The organism is Psychrobacter sp. DM4 (genome assembly GCF_051307035.1).
Lineage (GTDB): Bacteria > Pseudomonadota > Gammaproteobacteria > Pseudomonadales > Moraxellaceae > Psychrobacter.
The window spans coordinates 1,149,737-1,167,985 of the sequence record NZ_CP195536.1 but is presented as its reverse complement, the minus strand read 5'-3'; the positions used below and the strand labels follow the sequence as shown (position 1 = coordinate 1,167,985).

The window sequence follows — 18,249 nt, the reverse complement described above, 5'->3', positions numbered from 1 at the left end:
ACAAGCGATTAGTCATAAAATAGACATATTTAAACTATCAACCCCTCAATCTAGGTAATAGCTCAGGGTTGATAGTACGTAGCCTCATATTTGACTCTGGTGACCATACTAGGTCTTCATGCTCTACAGCTATTTGGTAGGCCCATTGGCTAATAGTTTCTGAACGCCTCTGATTGCTCATAAAGCCAATACCGTGTGTTTCTTGTTCAATAACATGTCCATATTGTTGGTTACGCCTCAACCACTTCTCATAAAACCTTTCTTCGGCAAGATAGTCACGTTTACTGTTATTACATTTATGATCAGTCAGTACAAAATTATGAGTCGTATCATTGGGGTACTTTGACCAAGGCACAAAGTGATCAACTTCGACGGCTTTTTTTAATGGTCTTTGACAGTAGAAACACTGACCCTGCTGAGTTTCATTTAGTATAGGTACTAACAAGCTTAAATCTTGACGTGATTGGTTAAACAAAAAATCTTGTAAATCAATGTCATCACTAAAATATGATTGGTTGTGACGATTGTTACGTACAAACTCTGTCCAGTATTGTTGGCAAAGCTTATGGATTATCTGACTAAAACGCGCAAAGCAGTAAGCGATCCCAGACTTTAGTAGGATTACTTTTTCTCTTGAGTTATAGATATAGAAGAATTCACGGCTAACTTTATCTTCTGCACTTTGTAAATACTTGGCAGGGTTGTTTTTAATCGTTCGGGCTATTTCTTTAATGGTCGATTGCCACTTTTTGATATTACGTGTCCGAGCTATATTTAAATTGGTAGTCTTAGTTTTTTCTTGCAGGGTTAAGACACTAGTGATGACCTTAGCTTGGCCTGTTGTACTGCTTTGCTTCAGTATAGATTCACCATACTGATCTGAGAACGGTAATGCTTGCGTCCAATAAAGCTGAATAAACTGCTCTGCTAACTGCTCATAAGAAATAACGCATTCGCTGTTATCACTAGCCCCAGACTCTATAGAAAGATTGGTTACTGCGATTAACAATGCAAATTTATAGGTCGAGGTATAAGAGCTAGATTCAAGTAACCATTGAATACGTCTTAGAAAGTTAAGCTGAAATTCTGCTGTTGGCACTATAAAAATCCTTAGAGGTACGATTAATTAATTCACTGTAACTCAGACTTATAACACTAAGCCTTTGAGTATGTAATGCCTGGCTTATAAATGAAGCTGTTTTATCCAGCCAGCCCTAGTTTAGTCCTCATATATATAATTTCATAGGTTGGCGATTGCTTAATCAAGAAACCTGATAAATGATAGCTATTACCAATTTATATGTTAATTTATCACTTACTACTAGCCCTCTAAGCCGATGCTAATCACATCAAATATTTCACTATTTTAAATCTCATCCTCAAATAAGAACTACAAATAAAATTATGACTACTTATATACTCGACACAGAAACGACAGGACTTATTGAACCGCAAATGACTGAAGCGGCCTATTCTATTGTTGAAATAAACGATGGCAAGGTATTTGTATTACAAGCTCCGCGAGCTAAGCGCTTTAATCCTCTCAAAGAAATCAGTTTAGGGTCAATGGCGGTATCACATATATGTAATGAGGATGTTGCGGATGAGCCACCTCATGCAGATTTTAGACTGCCCGACAGTGTTGAGTACTTAATTGGACACAACATTGATTTTGACATGGCTGTTCTTAAAAATGCTGGCGTGACCCATATACCTAGTCTGATTTGTACCAATGCGATGGCAAACTTCCTTCTCCCTACGCTTGAGAGCCATAAGCTAGTGTCCCTCCTCTATCACTTCCACCGAGATATAGCGCGTGCTCAAGCAAAGGATGCACATGCTGCTATTGCTGATATTTACTTCACTGAGCTGGTGCTTGGTAGTTTGATTGATTTAGCCAATAGTCAGGGTCAGGAAATAAGTGATGTGGAGAGCTTATATGAGTTTAGTCAAATAGCACGTATACCCACACACTTAAGTTTTGGTAAGCATAAGGGTGAGGCTATTGCAGATTTAGCTGCGAGCTCTGAAGGTACTGGCTATATTAAATGGCTGCTCAAACAGGACAGTGTTGACCCTTATTTAGCTCAAACATGCCAGCAAGCATTAGAGTCGGTATAAATATACTGATGTAGTCAGTTTGAGCTAGGCTGAAAATTAAGATCGATACTAGAAATAGTTAACGCTAAAGTAGATCAACTTCTTATTGTAACTATAACTTATTAGGTAATAAACCCCTCAATATTATGGTGTTTAAAATATTATTAATATCTGCATATGCCATGGATAAATCTTACTCTAACAAGTCGGGAAAGCTCTATTTGCTATTATCTATATAGTGTAGAGGAGTGGAGTATGAAATTTACTTTTCTTAGGTGATGCTATTAATATCGGGGTTTGAAGTGGCGGATTACCCAGTTTTTTATTGAGTACAAAGCACAGATTATGCGACAGAATCTTACCAATCGATGAGACAAATACCATAAATCTCTTGCTCGTACCCTTTGTATATTAAATCGTTCTGATAGCTGACCAATGACTGTTTCAACGATACGGCAGGCTTTCATTAGCCGTCTTACCACAGGTTTGGGTCTATCCTCTTTCATGTTGGCTCTGAGTGGCGTTTGTAAATCTACTCCTTGAGCGTCGTAGTACTGAGTGAGACTAGGACTGATATACCCTTTATCAGCGCCAAGCAGCCCATGAATATGAGTGGTGATTTCTGCAGCAACTGCTCTTTCATCGACATTGGCAGGGGCAAAGGTAAAACCGTTAATCATGTCCGATAAATTAACAAGCAAATGTCTTTCAAAGCCATAGTACCTCTCTTGCTTAGCTGCACAGTAGCTAAAAGCCGCTAAGTCTTGATAGTTTTTATGCCGATAAGCACGTCCATAATGACAGACAGGTATCGGAAAGCCATCCATAAAATGGATGTTGTCACAGCCCTCAAGTTGACTGACTCTATCTTGTACGGTTTCTTCAGCATAGCTCAGTCAAAATTGGGGTTTGTTCTTTATAAGCTACGTGCTTATTTATTTGAAATCTATCAAAATCAAAGCTTTAACAGATCAAACATTCAATATCTCGAAGCAATAAGCGTTCTAACATGCTGGCTCGTTACTTTTCATAGCTAAAACCATTCTAGTTTATGTGCAAGTTGACAATAACATTTAAAAATATTTGCTCGAGAAAGTCTTAATAAACTGCTTTACCTCTGTAAGATTAGACAGTAGGATAGTGCAATAAATCTCGTCTAATGTAAGGAAATAATTATGGCAATGCGCGAATTCGCAGCTGCTAAGCCACGTCCTCTACCAGTTATTATTTTGGCAGATACTAGCGGTAGTATGAGTATAGATGGAAAAATGGAAGCTCTGAATTTAGCACTTAAAGACATGCTGATATCGTTTGGCAAAGAAAGCCATCTCAATGCAGTTATCCAAGTCGCTATCATCGCATTTGGGGGGGAGAATGCTTCGATGATATTACCTCTAACTTCAGCTGATGAAATATCAGGTATGCAAGACTTAGTAGCAAGTGGCGGTACTCCCATGGGTAGTGCAATGACAATGGCAAAAGAATTGTTAGAAGACAAAGAGCTCATACCAAGTCGAGCATACAAGCCTACTCTAGTGTTGGTGTCTGATGGCAACCCTACAGATAATTGGGAACAACCCTTTGTCGAATTACAAGAATCTGAACGTGCCAGCAAAGCCGTAAGAATGGCAATGGGTATTGGAGCAGATGCTAATATACATATGTTAAAACAATTTATTAATGACCTTGAAACGCCGGTGTTCAAAGCACATGATGCTAAAGACATTTCTAGATTTTTTAGAGCAGTTAGCATGAGCGTCACTTTACGATCTCGTAGCACAAAGCCAAATCAAATTAATAAGATAGATTTTAATGATATATCCACAGACGATGAGCTTGACCTAAGTGATTTCGACTAGTGAATGTAAATATATCTATAGCTACTGTTCGAGGGCCAAAAAACCATCGTGAATCTAAACGTAATCAAGATGCTATTTTGAAGCGTGTTTGGCGTGCTCATTGGTTAGTAGTCGTTTGTGATGGTATGGGTTCTCGTCCTTATGCCTCCCTTGGCTCATATCTTGCGTGTAAAGCAGTGTGTACTACCTTACGTGAGACCAATTTTAATGAGCCTGAAAAAAGTGTAGTAAAAAGAATATACCAGCAATGGCTAATGTACTTGAAAGATTATCTTCCTCGTACCTCTCCTAAAGATGCCGCCACAACATGCCTGTTTGCTTGGGGAGACTCCTCAGGGAAAGTAAGGCTTTTTCAGCTAGGTGACGGTGCTATTTACTATATGACAGATACTTTCGGCGTTAATCATGAAAAATCTGACAATATGTTTGGTAATGAAACAACTGCTTTAGGATATTCAATACGTTGGCAAGATTGGACTTACCGAGAAATTCAATTAGATTTTGGTGCCACAATTACATTAATGACAGATGGAATTAGTGATGATATAGATAAGCCTCAACAATTTTTAGATTTTCTGTCTGGTAAATTCATAGCTATTAGCCCTCGTCAAGGTAAGAAATACCTAATTAATGAGCTCAATAATTGGCAAACCCCTCATCATAGTGATGATAAAAGTATTGGGGTAATTATTTGGAAAAAACAACATGGCAGTAGCACAAAAGAATAAGGAAGTTAAAGATACTCATGGCACCGTCTACGAATTAACAAGCAAACTTGGGCAAGGCGGGCAAGGTCAAGTATTCACTACCAATCATCATAATCTGATTGTAAAAATAACCAACCCTATAGATAGTGACGTCAAAAGACATCAAGAATTTGCAAAAATACAATGGGTGGTACGTAGGCCCATACGAGATTTAAATATCGCTCTACCTATAGCCGTACTTAAATTAAAAAATCGTGTCGGCTATGTCATGGAGTTAATGGATAACCTCGAATCGCTTACTCAGCAAATAAAGCGTATTCAAGATAGTTCTATCAACGTTAGCATGGCAGACGCTTATCGTGACACTGGTGGATTAGCCAGACGGATAAAATTATTAATACAACTAGCCCAAACGTTAGCCCAGCTTCATGGCAAAGGCTTGTGTTATGGCGACTTATCACCAGACAATATCTATGTGTCTACATCTTATGATCATAATGAGGTGTGGCTGATAGATGCTGACAATATCAAAACGCAGGAAAGTTCGCACGCTGCTTCTTACTACACGCCTGGCTATGGCGCTCCAGAAGTCCTAAGAAATGAGTCAGAAAACAGTTCTTGGACAGACTGTTGGGCTTTTGCTGTCATAGCACAGCAACTACTTGCTCATAATCATCCATATAATGAAGGTATCGGTGTGGAAGATGCTTATGATGATGAAGATTCCGATGTGGTCGATGAGCAAGTTGAACAAGGAGCTTACGCTTGGATATTTGATCCAGAAGATGATAGTAATGAGCACAATGGCGCAGGTATGCCACTGAATGAATTAATTAATGATGACCTATTTGAACTGTTTAAACGTTGTTTTGCTGATAGTAGACTACGTAGTGGCCTATACCTTAGGCCTAGTATGAATGAATGGCACCACGAACTAAATAAAACGCTTCAGATACTAATGTACTGTCAACATCAGCCCTGTCAAGGTGAGCATTTTCAGAGTAGTTTTGTCGCTAATAATGATAGGCAATGCTTTTTTTGTGGTGAGTCTAACGAACCATACTCCTTATCCATATCACAGTTCTTTTATACGACTGAACAAATAGACGATACTAGTAGTCAAGATATAGACTGTCATAATACTTCAATCATTAGCTTGAATTATGACAAATATCTGTATACCGAACCTTACAGCCGCTTTGACTTAACAAAACTATCACCTTGGTGTGAACTTAAGCTCACTGATGACGGCCTTCATATAACACCAAAAAATAATGAAACTATTACAATTATCAGGCTAAAAGATAATAAAACAGTAGATATTAAAAAGACTCGTTTACTAAAAATAGCAATTAAACGAAATGATTTTTATACACTAAAAATATCATCTTCCTCTAGCAGTACTGACAATACTTCATACTTTTTTTGGCGTTTTATCTGGTAGATATAAATGAACTTATTTGAACTTAGAATCAACTCCAGTGAGTTGTTTGAAGTAACCCTCATTGATGATAGTGTCAGATTGATAGAGGAAAAACCAGTAAACGTATGGATAGAAGGCGAATCTCTATACTTAGCTCAAGATAGCACTGTAACTACCCTAGAGAATATACAGTCTGCTGATAAGACAGCTGTTCATGCCAGACTATATATTCAACAGCACAATCTATTGTGGTCATTAGTCAAACAAGAGGCCGATGCACTTTGGCTAATGGCAACACCCCTTAAAGATGAAATAGTTCGAGTAGACGGGGAAGACTTTAATCTTGGTGTCAGCGAATACATCGTTGAGCAACTTAAAAACCAAAGACATATTGGAGATAATGACGTCAATTTAGCTATAGTATGGTTAGAAGAGAACTTTCTAATCACTGAGAATGTATCATTTATAGATACTTCTCATTCTTATACTACAGCACTATTTATAACCTTCCTAAATCAAAATTCCACTGATGATACTTTAAGCCTAGTAGGTAAAGCACATATCCTTGATATTAAAGTATCAAATAACCAATGGAATATACAAAGAATCAGACCATTTAATCCACATAGTGATAATATTGAATTAAGCGCGATACAGGGTAATATTGTTTTCTTTGATAACTCTCAGGCGCAAAAGCTCAATCAGCCTCATTATAAAACTGCGCTCAAAGATAGTAAAAACACCCATGGTAACTATATCAAAGTATGGCAAAAATATAGTGATCTACAATGGCAAAAAGTTGCCATAAATGCGCAAAAATTTAACTATTTAAAGATACTAGATGACAAAATTCTAGAGCAACAAAATTTGTCTCGTCTTAGTGTAAACAAAGAGCAATTAAAGAAATTTGCCGAAGCATTACAGGTGAGTATTCAGAATAATGAGAAAGAAGAACAGGTATTCCAAATAGCATCAACATTGCCAGATTGGCTAAGTAACAGCAGCCCTGAGAATAGCAGTAAAACTGACCACAAGAAAGCTCTAGAAGAACCTTGGAAATGTGAAATTGTTGATATTGACAGTGATGCAGGATACTTGACTGTTAAATACACAGGATTTCGTGAGAAAAAAAAACCTACCGATAAACACGGTAATAGCTTTCTATTTTTATCAATTTATTCAACTCAGGTTCAACGCCAACGTCAGGTTCTAGCCTTAGAGCAAATTAGTCATCATCATAATCCAATGCCAAGTTTAGACTATTTAATGCAAGGTATTGCTGTACCCACTATCAAACAGTCTCGCAAATTAAGATGGCATAGTCCACAGGTAAAAGCTCTATTCAAAGCGGGCCCGACTACTCGTAGACAGCAACAAGCCATTGAAACGGCTTTAAACAGTGCTGATATTACTGTTATTATCGGACCGCCCGGTACAGGAAAGACACAAGTCATCGCCGCTATTCAACAGCGAATCGTAGAAGAAAAAGCAAAGGATAACACGCCTGTTCAACGTTCCATCCTGTTAACGAGCTATCAACATGATGCAGTTGATAATGCCAACAGCCGAACACAGGTATTAGGCTTACCTGGTCTACGTGTTGGTAGCAAGTATCAAGACAACATAGGACAAAAAGACGTTAATCTGCCCATCCAAAAATGGCGTAACTCTACAAAGGATGTTTTAACTCAAGAAATAGACGATTGTTATGCATTAACGTTACTCGATTCATTAAAGCATGCAACCCTAAACTTGCGTTTGGGTGCTAGAGATATAAAAGAGCGCAGTAAAATAGAGATCAACCGAATCTTGACAGACTTTAATACGTATTATCATATTGTACCGTCTCATGATTGGCGCTTATGGTGGGAAGGCTTTACGTTAGAGCAGTCTTACTTTTCTCCTTCATTATTACAAAACTGTATACCTAATATTTGGGCACTTCGAACCTCTGCTTCAAGTTTTGCCGATGATGGAATCCAACGTTGCGCGGAGTTAAGCGCCTACTTAACATTATTACAAAATGATAATCCAGACACTCAGCTCATATCAGAAGATAAACTTCAAATATTAGATAACTTTGGTCATATGCAAATCTCCCCTCCTTCAGACGCTGATCTAATACCATTACAGCAACTGAAAGATACGTTATTAGATAAGAGCTTACCTGACTTTAGACCATTGAATATACAAAGCATACTAACTGCTAGTGATTGCGATAGGTTAGATGAACTTGATACTCAAATGACTAAAAAAATTAGCGAGTCGCATACATTAGGGTATCTTTTGGCTTTAAAGCAATTTCGTGAAACAGTCGCTACTGATGATAACAAAGTAGACGAAACAATCGCCCACTATACCTCTGTCTATGCGGCCACTTGTCAAAAATCAGCCAGCCAAGACATGAGACGCTTAACTCAACTTAGCCAAGATTCCAACATTAACTTTGAAAATGTCATTGTGGATGAGGCTGCACGTGCCACACCATTAGATCTTATGATACCAATGGCTATGGCAAATAGACGGATTGTATTGGTAGGAGATCATAGACAACTGCCGCATATGCTTGATGATGCCGTGGAAACCCAAATGGTAGAAGAAGATGACTGGGACAGCTTGCAAAGCGAAATGCTACGCGACAGCTTATTTCAAAGAATGGTAAAGAACTTAACCCAGCTAGAGAAAGAGGACGGGCAACCAAAACGAGTAGTAATGCTTGATGAGCAATTCCGTATGCATCCAGTGCTTGGAGATTTTATTAGCAAAAATTTTTACGAAAATCACGGACTATCTAAGCTTAAGTCAGGTAGACCCACTACTGACTTTATTCATGACATATCTGGATACGAAGGCATGGTATGTCACTGGCAACATATTGAAGGTACTCAAAAAGGTAATAAGAGAAGAAATATGAATGAAGCTATTTGGATTTCCCAAGAGACAAAACGCATTCTAGATGAAAATCCAGAAATAAGTGTCGGTGTGATCACCTTTTATGGAGATCAAAGAAGCGCTCTAATGCAAGAAATGCAAAAGCTTGATTTGATTCTAAACAACGAAGTACATCCTGACTATCAACAACTGACTAAAGGCAGTCATATAGGTGATGAGCGTTTGCGAGTGGGTACAGTAGATTCATTTCAAGGTAAAGAGTTTGATGTGGTGTTATTGTCACTTGTACGCACGCTACCTAATGACTTAAAAACCGTAACAAAAAATAGGGGCTATGAGATGACTGAACCTCAACTCAATTCGCTCTATGGCTTTTTGCGTGTAGATAATCGCCTTAACGTGGCTTTTAGTCGACAAAGAAGTTTGATTATTATCGCAGGTGACTTAATGTTAGCTGAGCATCCATTAACAGAACAACACATTCCATCTTTAACAGCTATGAGCCAACTATGTCGAGGTGATTATGGACAAATTTTCTGATAATTACCTATCTTTCTATAGCAATAGCGATATGAAGGATCTAAATACCAATGATAGACATAACATGGCATTTCTTCCAGTCTGGCTGTGGGAAGTAATAACCCCCATCGCGGACAAAGAAGATAACTTCAACTTTTTTCAACGTACCATTCTTGAGCTGTTAAAGTATAACAAGCGTGATCGCATGCAAATGAGTCAATGGCTAAATATTGATGCTGAACTTGTTGATATTATCATAAATGAACTTTTTAATCGTGGTTACGTGAATAGTGACAAGGGCATTATAAATCTTACACCATTGGGCTGGCAGGCACTAGATAAAACAGCTACGCCCTCTTATAAGACACAACTGGGTTATATTATTCAAGATGCTATTGACGGTCATCTTTGGCCTCGTGTTGTCGCACATAAGCTAAATTACTTAGATGTTGTTAAGAACGACCATAGCGTTACTATCAAAGCGGATCGAAACACAGGACAAAACATTGAACCTTTTATCGTAAATACCTCTCAAAAATATCATTTTACCAAACCAACTAAGAATGAGTTTAGGCAAGCACTTGAACTATATAAAAGAGCCGTAGCCAGTGGTAGATTACGTAACCGTAGTAATGACTCAAAAAAAACTGCCACTTCTAATATCAATCTTGGTAACTTTGATATTGCCAGCAAGCAACCCACACCATACTTTATCCTTACTCATCTACAGCACAGTATAGATACAAAGCATTTCTCTCAGCTTCAAGACCCATTACATATTACTCAATCTGATGACTGGATTATCCACTTACATGACAGCATAGCACAGGGTAACAAACCCTTTGCAAGTAAAGTTAAACGATTTATGGGGCTTGATCAGTCTGACAAACAAAGCATTGAAGAGTTTGAGGCGCATTTACAAGAAGAAATGCGTTTTGAAATATTATCGTCATATCCAAATGTTAATGAGATTGATAATCTCGATATGCATCTCGCTAAACTATTGCGCAGACAAAAATATCTCGAAGAACATAACTATAGCGCAGATATCGATGACTTATTATTGCAATCTCAAAAGTCATTAGAAGCTTGCTTTAAACATGTTTTGACCACTTACCCACATCAACATAATAAGATACTGCCCTACTCCTCAGATAAAAAATTCTTATTGCAAGCTCTAATTTTACGAGCAAATAACAGAGCTCTAGATGAGAGTCTAGAACCTTTCTCTACTTGTAATGTTAGAGCGGTACAGTCAGCTATAGGTTTTTCAACGGGTAAATACCCCACTATCTATAGCTCTTTAAAGCCTATTATAACGGCAAATATTCTAGCAATTGCTGATTACTCTAATCACCCATTGCTACTTACCGATGATTTAGATGCTGACTTGCTATTTTTAAGTCAAATATGTGATTACCGTAATGAAAGCTCGCATGACGGGCCAAAGACTGATATTACCCAAAGTACAGCGCTCGATCTGGCAAAATTTACAACTCAATGGGTTCAAAATTACTTAAACCAATTAACTGATAAGGCATAGCACTATGGCAAGAAAGAACAGAAAAAATAACCATGTAAAGTCTGAAATTCCTAGCCCTAGTGCAAATAAAGAGGTTACAAAAATATCAGAGCTTCTAAAAAGTGTTACAGGTTCGATTGTCAATAAAGAACAAGAAATGTTATTGGAAAAGGATAATGAGCTTAGAGATAAGATGCTAGCTGACCTAGAGTCTTATACTGAAGCTGAACAGCAATACAAGCAAGACTCGGCTGAATACCAAAGTAAAAGCACTCTTCTAAATGAAGAGCTTGAAGCTCTAGAACAACAAAAGAGCGATCTATACCGTCAAAAGACCAAACTTGACGAAGACAATGCATCAATAGCTCAACGGCAAACAGAGGTTGACAACGCACGTCAGCAGTTACTAGAAGAAAAGAAAAGTTTAAAAACAGAACAGCTTGAGCTTCGAAAGCAGTTATCTGTTTTAGAAGAGCAACAAATTAATGCTGAATTAGGTTTTGCAAGTCAAAAACAAGAAGCGCTACAAGTCAAAAATAAAGAGCTAAGTGAACTACAGAAAACATCTCTAGCTCAAATAGAACAACGATTAAAAAATATTTATGATAAAGATAACCAGCTTAGAGAGCGTGAACAACAAATATCATTGATAGAAGAAGAGTTGACCCTTAGAGCCAATAATTTAGAGCAGGATTTACTAAAAGAATTACACGCTAGAAAAGAAAATGACAACAAAGCCTTACAAAAGCAAAAGTTAGATTTAGTCGAACAGGAGAGCGCACTTAAACTGGCGCAAACTGAATTAGAAGAAACGAAAGCACAGTTAGACATTCAAAACGATGTACTGAAAAGCCATATTCATCGGCAGTTTGAAGCAAAACTAACTCAATTAGCCGCTGAAAACAAAGCGCTTATAGAGAGTAAAAGAAAGGCAATTGACGAGATAGATAGAATGGCACAAGAAAATGCTCAATTTGAGGATTTAAAGCGCCAACTAACCAACGATGGTATCAATAACGTTCAAGAAGAACTAAACCGACTTAGACAGAAGAATAGAGAGCTTAAGCATGAACTAAGTGAACGTTATGAAGATGGATTAATAGAAGATAATCAAAGATTAGAAGAAAGATTAGATGACACACTAAGTCAATTAGAAGACTTAAAAGCAAGCTATGCCCAGGCTCAGAGTGAACTTAATAACACTCGATTAAGCGCGCTTGAACGTCAAAACTTGCTACAAGAAAAACGAATATTAGAAGAACATAAAAGAGTGCTGAATATTAGTATTGAACAATTAAAAAGTCAGATTGATGACTTAGAAGATGCTCAAAAAGGCGCACTACCATTTTCGCTACTTAGTGACATGGATGAAAAATTCAGTAGTCTAGCAAGTGGCTTGCAAGCCGTGCCAAGCTTAGAGGAATTCTCAAACCTTATGCGTGCCCGCATTGCCAATCAAGGTCTTTATTATACTAATAAAGACATACGGCTATTTATTGCTGGACTGTCAATGAGCAAGCTACATATTTTGCAAGGTATCTCTGGTACAGGTAAGACTAGCTTAGCTCGAGCCTTTGCAAAAGCGATTAATAACCCACCCGATAATGATAATGAACTTTATTGCGAGGTGATTCGAGTACAAGCAGGCTGGCGTGATAGAGAAGATTTATTAGGTCACTATAACGCGTTTGAGAAAAAATTCTATGCCAAAGAAGCATTACAAGCTTTATACCGTGCCCAACAACCGCGATTTCAGAACACTCTACAAATAATTTTGTTAGATGAAATGAATTTGTCTCAACCTGAACAGTATTTTGCTGACTTTTTGTCTCTATTAGAAACTTCTGATATCGCAAAAATAAACTTATTAGATAGCTCACATCATGATGCACCCTTGCTATTTAAAAATGGTCGGACCTTAGAGATACCTAAAAATGTATGGTTTATAGGCACTGCAAACCACGATGAAACAACCAAAGAGTTTGCTGACAAAACCTATGATAGAGCCCACGTTATGGAAATACACAGAAGTGAGAAACTTACTTTCGATAATACGGTGGACAATACTCAATACTCCTATAGCAGTTTGATAGAACGTTTTGAACAAGCTATTACAAAACATCAGTCAGATGTCGATGATATATTCGAGTTGTTATTAGAGAGCGAATTGCAAAAAAACCTACTTAAAATTAAAGTTAGCTGGGGTAATCGCTTGCAAAACCAAGCTCGTAAGTTTATTCCTGTCTATATGGCTTGCGGTGGCACGATGGCAGAAGCACTTGACCATTTGTTAGCTACTAAAGTATTCCGTATTGGTAAAGTCTGTGGTCGATATGATACACGTTCTGATAAGATTGAGGATATCAACGATAGCTTACTACGGATATGGGAGACCTTAGGTTTATCGGATGTCCCTGAAGAGAGTAGTTATCTTTTAGAGCAGGATATAGAAAGGTTAAGTGGAGTCTAATATATGCTTGATAGAATTACAGGCGATATCGTCTCATTATCCACATTACCTATAATTACTTCTGTAATTCCACAAAGATATGTGAATACTCGCCCATTTACTTACAATCGACGTTTTGAAGTAGATGCTTATACTATTCTTTTCTGTGATAGTACAGGGCACTTTGTGATAGATGACGCAGATTCTGTACTATGCCTAGATCCAGCGATAACAAGTACAATGAGTCGTTCAATTGAACATATAGCCTTACAATTGGCATTATGGCTAGCAGAGGATGAATTGACTCCTCTACCTAGCCCACTTGTGCCTGAGAAAGTGTTCGAGGACACTGCTAAATTGAACGATTTTGAACAATCTTTGTTCGACGTATTGGAAACAGGTCATTTACATCAAATAGCCTACCAGCCTAGACTTGATATTCGTTACGATGAAGAGTTAATTGATGTTAGCCGAGCAAAGAAGATATCTAATAAAGCTCATCGTTATTTAGCTGTGCATTCCGAGACTTGGCAAAGGCGTACTTTAGCAGGCGTGTATCCTAGAAAACTTTTAGCTAAAATTAGTGACGATAACTACTCTATATATGAAAATAAAGTTTTTTCAAGACTACTCGATAGGGTCATGCTATTTTTACAACAACGACTTAGAGAACTAGAGGAACAAATCAATAATATTGATGATGCCCTACAACTTGATAAAGCGCATGAAAGCTATTACAAACTAACCAGCCTTCTTTGTAGTTTATGGGCAAGCAATCTCAGTGATGAAAAATCCGCCGAAAAACGCAAAGAGCTAATGACAATTAGTGAAAAAAACTTAGCATTGCAAGATAACATAACTAGATTACAAAGTTTTGGACTCTACCTAAAAATCCCTCAAGCCCATAAGAATATTTCAAACCAGTTGCACAAGACAAATATCTTGATGCATGACCAACACTATAGACATGTGGGTATTTTATGGACAAAACTCAATAAACAGTCTCAAGAAGTGAAAGATTTAATTAAAGCGTTGGAAAAAAAGCGCCAGTTCCAAGAAGAGTACAATCAATATGCTTTGTTAATTTTATTAAGGGCACTCGAAGAGTTGAATTTTAATACTATTAAAAAAACTACTGGTAGTATACTTCTAGCAAACGATGAACTTAACTGGCAAGTAACTGTTGAAGTCGATCAACAAACACATAACTGGCGTTTGACTCATACATATTCGAAAAACCTATTAAATATTATTTCCATCGCCAATCAAATTGATGATACCTTAAATCATGATATAAAAAGTAATCCCCATCTGATCGTTATTCATCTTTTAGAGTCAAAGATTGACCTATCAGAGAATAAGCCTGTCACAAACAATGCGATACTAGCTAATCCACTTAATTTTATGGCTACCGAGCGCCTTATTACTCGACTGCTAGAATGGCTATACGTTGACATATTAACAGGATATGCCAGTGACCTACCATTTAATAAAATCTCCAGTCGTGCTCTACAAAGTCTAGCAGAGACTAATAGTATCTATAAGAACGCCAGTAGCTATCAATTAATAAATGAGTTATCTATTAATAGTAAAAAAGAAATTGAAAGCTACTTGCGTCATACAGATAAAGCGAGTCTGCTAGAAAAAAATCAAGAAGTAGCAGTTTTGAAGCACTGCCCTTTATGTCATCAACTATCCACATTTGAACCAAGAGCAACCAATCGTACCTTTATCGCGCAATGCTTAAACTCGCAATGTGGTGTAACCTATCAGCTAACCTCAGATGCTGATAAGAACCGATATTTTAAATTGAATGCTAAAGGTGAATATAAGGAAGCTGGTCGTTGGAATATTAAATTCTCACTAGAATAGACAATATTTTACTCACTACCTACCACTATGGGGTAAGAATATATACATGACTTCTTAGCATTTTCCTTCCCCACATATTATCTGAATGATGTTAAGGTAGCGTTAGAATAATTTATATTCTTCAATTAGCATATTACTTATATCTAACAATAAATAACAATTAATTTTAAGACCAAACATACTGTAATATTGGCTGGAAAATCGATCTATAATTCGATTCAATTGTTGGTATAACCGTTGGTATAAGAAAAAATATTTTTAAATAAAAATATTTAAATCAATAACTTGGAATATTTATGTGGTTGATACTGGGCCCACCATATTTATAGTGTACAAAGAAATCAGGCTTGTTCGCAGCGATGCGGCAAGCCTTTTTTTATGGAATTTTTAGAAGTTTTAGGAATGTCTTAGTATATGGTGAACTATATAAACTGAGCAAAAGAGTAAATTTAAGTAATTAATTATCTGTCTTGAAAGCTAGGGTAACCCTCCCAAACCTAAGATACTAATTAAGTAGAATCAAGCTGTCTGATTGGAGATAAAGACGCGACTTACTTAAGCGCATGTCTTTGAGTCATAAGAACTGGAAGCAGCGAGAACAGCTTACTTAGAGCTACTTTGGATGCTACATTTCTACTCAGATGGTATGCAATGTAGTGGTTATTTCAGTTTGATTTATACCTATAATATGAGAGTTACTAGATGTCATTACTTTTGATATTGTGGGTTCATGAAAGTCATTTACAAACATGCTGGTATCAACCAAAATATAAGAAGAATGTGTTTATAAACGCTTTAAGCTAGTATTCGTAGTACATATAAAGTAAAGCACTAAAAAATATTGGTCAGGTGGCTTTATGAATGTCAGGGTTTTTACCCTGAATAATTGGTAGAACAAATATTGAGTCTTGTGTAGCGTAATTAGTTTTCGCAAGTTTTACATTCTCGTGTTTACCATTAGTCAGATTAGTAATCGCAGCAAACAGATCTGTCTTAATAAATTTAAAGAGCTTTGACGACAGCTTAGCATATATGCACAAACAAGATTGGTAAGACCACTTACAATGTAGACTTCATAATAATGGTACGTTCACTAAGATAAAGGGCTGGTATACGCTCAATGTTAGATACTAAATATTCAGTAGTATACTTTTTAGCTTGGCTTTGATTGCGAGTCATTAAGTTGCTATCTTCAAAATTAACATCATCATAGCTAGTTGATAGTTTTTTGTCATTCGCTGAGAGTAACGAAATTGATTCAGGTTCAAATATTGCTAATGGTATCGGCAAAATGGCAAAACTTGAGGTTACTGGTGCTATGAATAGTGCTGATCCCAAACAGAGCAATCGCGCTTTAGTGCTAAACAAATTAAAATAATTTCTCATGACAACATTCCCTTTTGTAAAATTAATATCCTGATGCTAGCTTAAACATTTGGTTTTAAAATTAAGAGCTATAACTCCCAGATCCTATTCTGCGATCCTCACCCGTTTTGAGCGTTCGATTCATCTCAACCCTTTGTTTAACACTATTATATTTTGATCGGTTATATTGCTGTTGGTCATTATTTTTTAAATTACCCTCTTTACTATTGGTAGTTGATTCAGATTCTTTGGCAATGTCCTGATGGGCTGCTACTGGTGCAGAGTAATGTGTCATATTATTAGCAGCCGCATTTGCAGGATTGATTATTGTAAAAATCGTGGACGCGGCTAACATTACACCAAGAGCCAAACTTTTTAGAGTCGGTAGTATTAAAATGACTGCGATATTTTCTATCAACGATACTAAAAACCCCAACGCTAAACTTTTCATTGTTATTCCATTTAAGTCATTATTATGAACAGCGATAATCCAGCTATTAGATTTCATAAGGAAGAATACTGAATCTTTTGCCCCACCCCCATAAGAAAAGTATATTTGTTTTATCTGTTGCGTAGCTTTATGAAACTTTAAGAAAAGTAACGTTTGCTGCTAGAGCTTGATTTAGTATTTATAAATAACGCATAAAAAAAACCAACTCATCAAAGTTGGTTTTTTTTTGATGTTGATGAAACGAATGAATAATAATCAACAGTGTGGCGTACGATAACCTCGTTGTCTAATATGACATTGATTGACTATATAAAACGTGCGTCGTTATTGGGTTATCGACAAAGTCGGTATAAGCGGACTTATTATCGACACCAATTTCATCATTTGTAAATACGGTAGCGTTAGGCCAAGCGCTATCATTAAGGTCTTGCGCATACCAATTGTCAGGCAGCTGCCAGTGCAATGTATAATCTTGCGTGCCATCATTACTGCCTTCAGTTGAGCAATTTTTTGTCAGACGTAACGCGTCTTTTTCGGTGACACAGCTCAGATTCCGAATAGACGCGCTGTAAAAGGTTTACGCTTTCAAGCTATCGTCAGTTTTGGCAACGATTTCATTATCGGTATTCATAAATACCGTAACTACCTCGCCATCACCTGAATAATAAGACTGCCCTCGATTGCTTTCTGAACCAATACCCCTATTCTCTTCCCAATCAACCCGTTTCGTCGCCACTGTAAAGGGCTTTTTGGCCTTAAATTGTACCACGTTAGAATTAAATCGAGTAAAAGGCACACTGTCTTTACCGACACATATGCCATTAACGTACATCTCAAAATAGTCATCGGCAAAGATGTCGGCCGTGATGACTTCACCATCGGCATCAATCTCAATCATATCAGATGGGTTTAGCGCATCGCGAGCCTCTGTAGCTGAGGCGTAGCGTACACCTGTACAAGGGTTATTTAGATCGTAAGCAAACGGAAAGCGGCTATTTGTAAAGTTCATCTCAGCGGGTAGTGTCCATAGTTTGCCGTCAGTGCCTTGACTCTGAACAATGGGAGCATTTCTACCATTATTGCATTCGTA

12 protein-coding genes and 1 pseudogene are annotated in these 18,249 nt (G+C 37.2%); 8 read left to right on the top strand and 5 right to left on the bottom strand.

Annotation, left to right across the window (positions count from 1 at the left end; all coding sequences use genetic code 11):
• Nucleotides 1-37: 37 nt before the first annotated feature.
• Nucleotides 38-1,099, bottom strand: a complete 1,062-nt coding sequence (locus ACR64G_RS05110) for an HNH endonuclease (RefSeq protein WP_435980436.1) — start codon at nt 1,097-1,099, stop codon at nt 38-40.
• A 305-nt stretch (nt 1,100-1,404) separates the two neighbouring features.
• Here ACR64G_RS05110 and ACR64G_RS05105 point away from each other — a divergent pair, with 305 nt between their 5' ends.
• Nucleotides 1,405-2,121, top strand: a complete 717-nt coding sequence (locus tag ACR64G_RS05105; RefSeq protein WP_435980435.1) for a 3'-5' exonuclease — start codon at nt 1,405-1,407, stop codon at nt 2,119-2,121.
• A gap of 210 nt (nt 2,122-2,331) precedes the next feature.
• Here the strand turns inward: ACR64G_RS05105 and ACR64G_RS05100 are convergent.
• Nucleotides 2,332-2,972 (bottom strand): annotated as a pseudogene (locus tag ACR64G_RS05100) (IS982 family transposase); the annotation flags it as partial.
• 303 nt (nt 2,973-3,275) lie between these two features.
• On the opposite strand from ACR64G_RS05100, the gene ACR64G_RS05095 reads away from it, so the two are divergent.
• From ACR64G_RS05095 to ACR64G_RS05065, 7 genes are read left to right on the top strand one after another with little or no spacing between them, the layout of a single operon-like run.
• Entirely contained in the window at nt 3,276-3,959 is a 684-nt protein-coding gene (locus tag ACR64G_RS05095; RefSeq protein ID WP_201593639.1) for a vWA domain-containing protein, read from the top strand.
• Entirely contained in the window at nt 3,959-4,687 is a 729-nt protein-coding gene (locus ACR64G_RS05090) for a PP2C family serine/threonine-protein phosphatase (protein ID WP_201593638.1), read from the top strand. The genes ACR64G_RS05095 and ACR64G_RS05090 overlap by 1 nt, the downstream gene beginning before the upstream one ends.
• Nucleotides 4,665-6,110, top strand: coding sequence for a protein kinase domain-containing protein (locus ACR64G_RS05085; RefSeq protein ID WP_435980434.1), 1,446 nt, complete (start codon nt 4,665-4,667; stop codon nt 6,108-6,110). Before ACR64G_RS05090 ends, ACR64G_RS05085 begins: the two co-directional genes overlap by 23 nt.
• 6 nt (nt 6,111-6,116) lie before the next feature.
• A complete protein-coding gene (locus tag ACR64G_RS05080) occupies nt 6,117-9,521 on the top strand; it encodes a DEAD/DEAH box helicase (RefSeq protein ID WP_435980433.1) in 3,405 nt (1,134 codons plus the stop codon).
• A complete protein-coding gene (locus ACR64G_RS05075; RefSeq protein ID WP_435980432.1) occupies nt 9,505-11,043 on the top strand; it encodes a hypothetical protein in 1,539 nt (512 codons plus the stop codon). The genes ACR64G_RS05080 and ACR64G_RS05075 overlap by 17 nt, the downstream gene beginning before the upstream one ends.
• 4 nt (nt 11,044-11,047) lie before the next feature.
• The gene (locus tag ACR64G_RS05070) at nt 11,048-13,492 is read left to right on the top strand and encodes an AAA family ATPase (RefSeq protein ID WP_435980431.1); all 2,445 of its coding nucleotides are present in this window, start codon (nt 11,048-11,050) and stop codon (nt 13,490-13,492) included.
• A 3-nt stretch (nt 13,493-13,495) separates the two neighbouring features.
• The gene (locus ACR64G_RS05065) at nt 13,496-15,343 is read left to right on the top strand and encodes a hypothetical protein (protein WP_435980430.1); all 1,848 of its coding nucleotides are present in this window, start codon (nt 13,496-13,498) and stop codon (nt 15,341-15,343) included.
• A gap of 1,059 nt (nt 15,344-16,402) precedes the next feature.
• Here the strand turns inward: ACR64G_RS05065 and ACR64G_RS05060 are convergent.
• From ACR64G_RS05060 to ACR64G_RS05050, 3 genes are all read right to left on the bottom strand, one after another.
• Complete coding sequence (locus ACR64G_RS05060) at nt 16,403-16,729, bottom strand: hypothetical protein (protein WP_435980429.1); 327 nt, start codon at nt 16,727-16,729, stop codon at nt 16,403-16,405.
• A 61-nt stretch (nt 16,730-16,790) separates the two neighbouring features.
• Nucleotides 16,791-17,159 carry a hypothetical protein gene (locus ACR64G_RS05055; RefSeq protein ID WP_435980428.1) on the bottom strand — a complete coding sequence of 123 codons (369 nt, stop codon included), beginning with the start codon at nt 17,157-17,159 and terminating at the stop codon, nt 16,791-16,793.
• Between the two features lie 577 nt (nt 17,160-17,736).
• On the bottom strand, nt 17,737-18,168 hold the full coding sequence (locus ACR64G_RS05050; protein ID WP_435980427.1) for a hypothetical protein: 432 nt from the start codon (nt 18,166-18,168) through the stop codon (nt 17,737-17,739).
• Nucleotides 18,169-18,249: the final 81 nt, after the last annotated feature.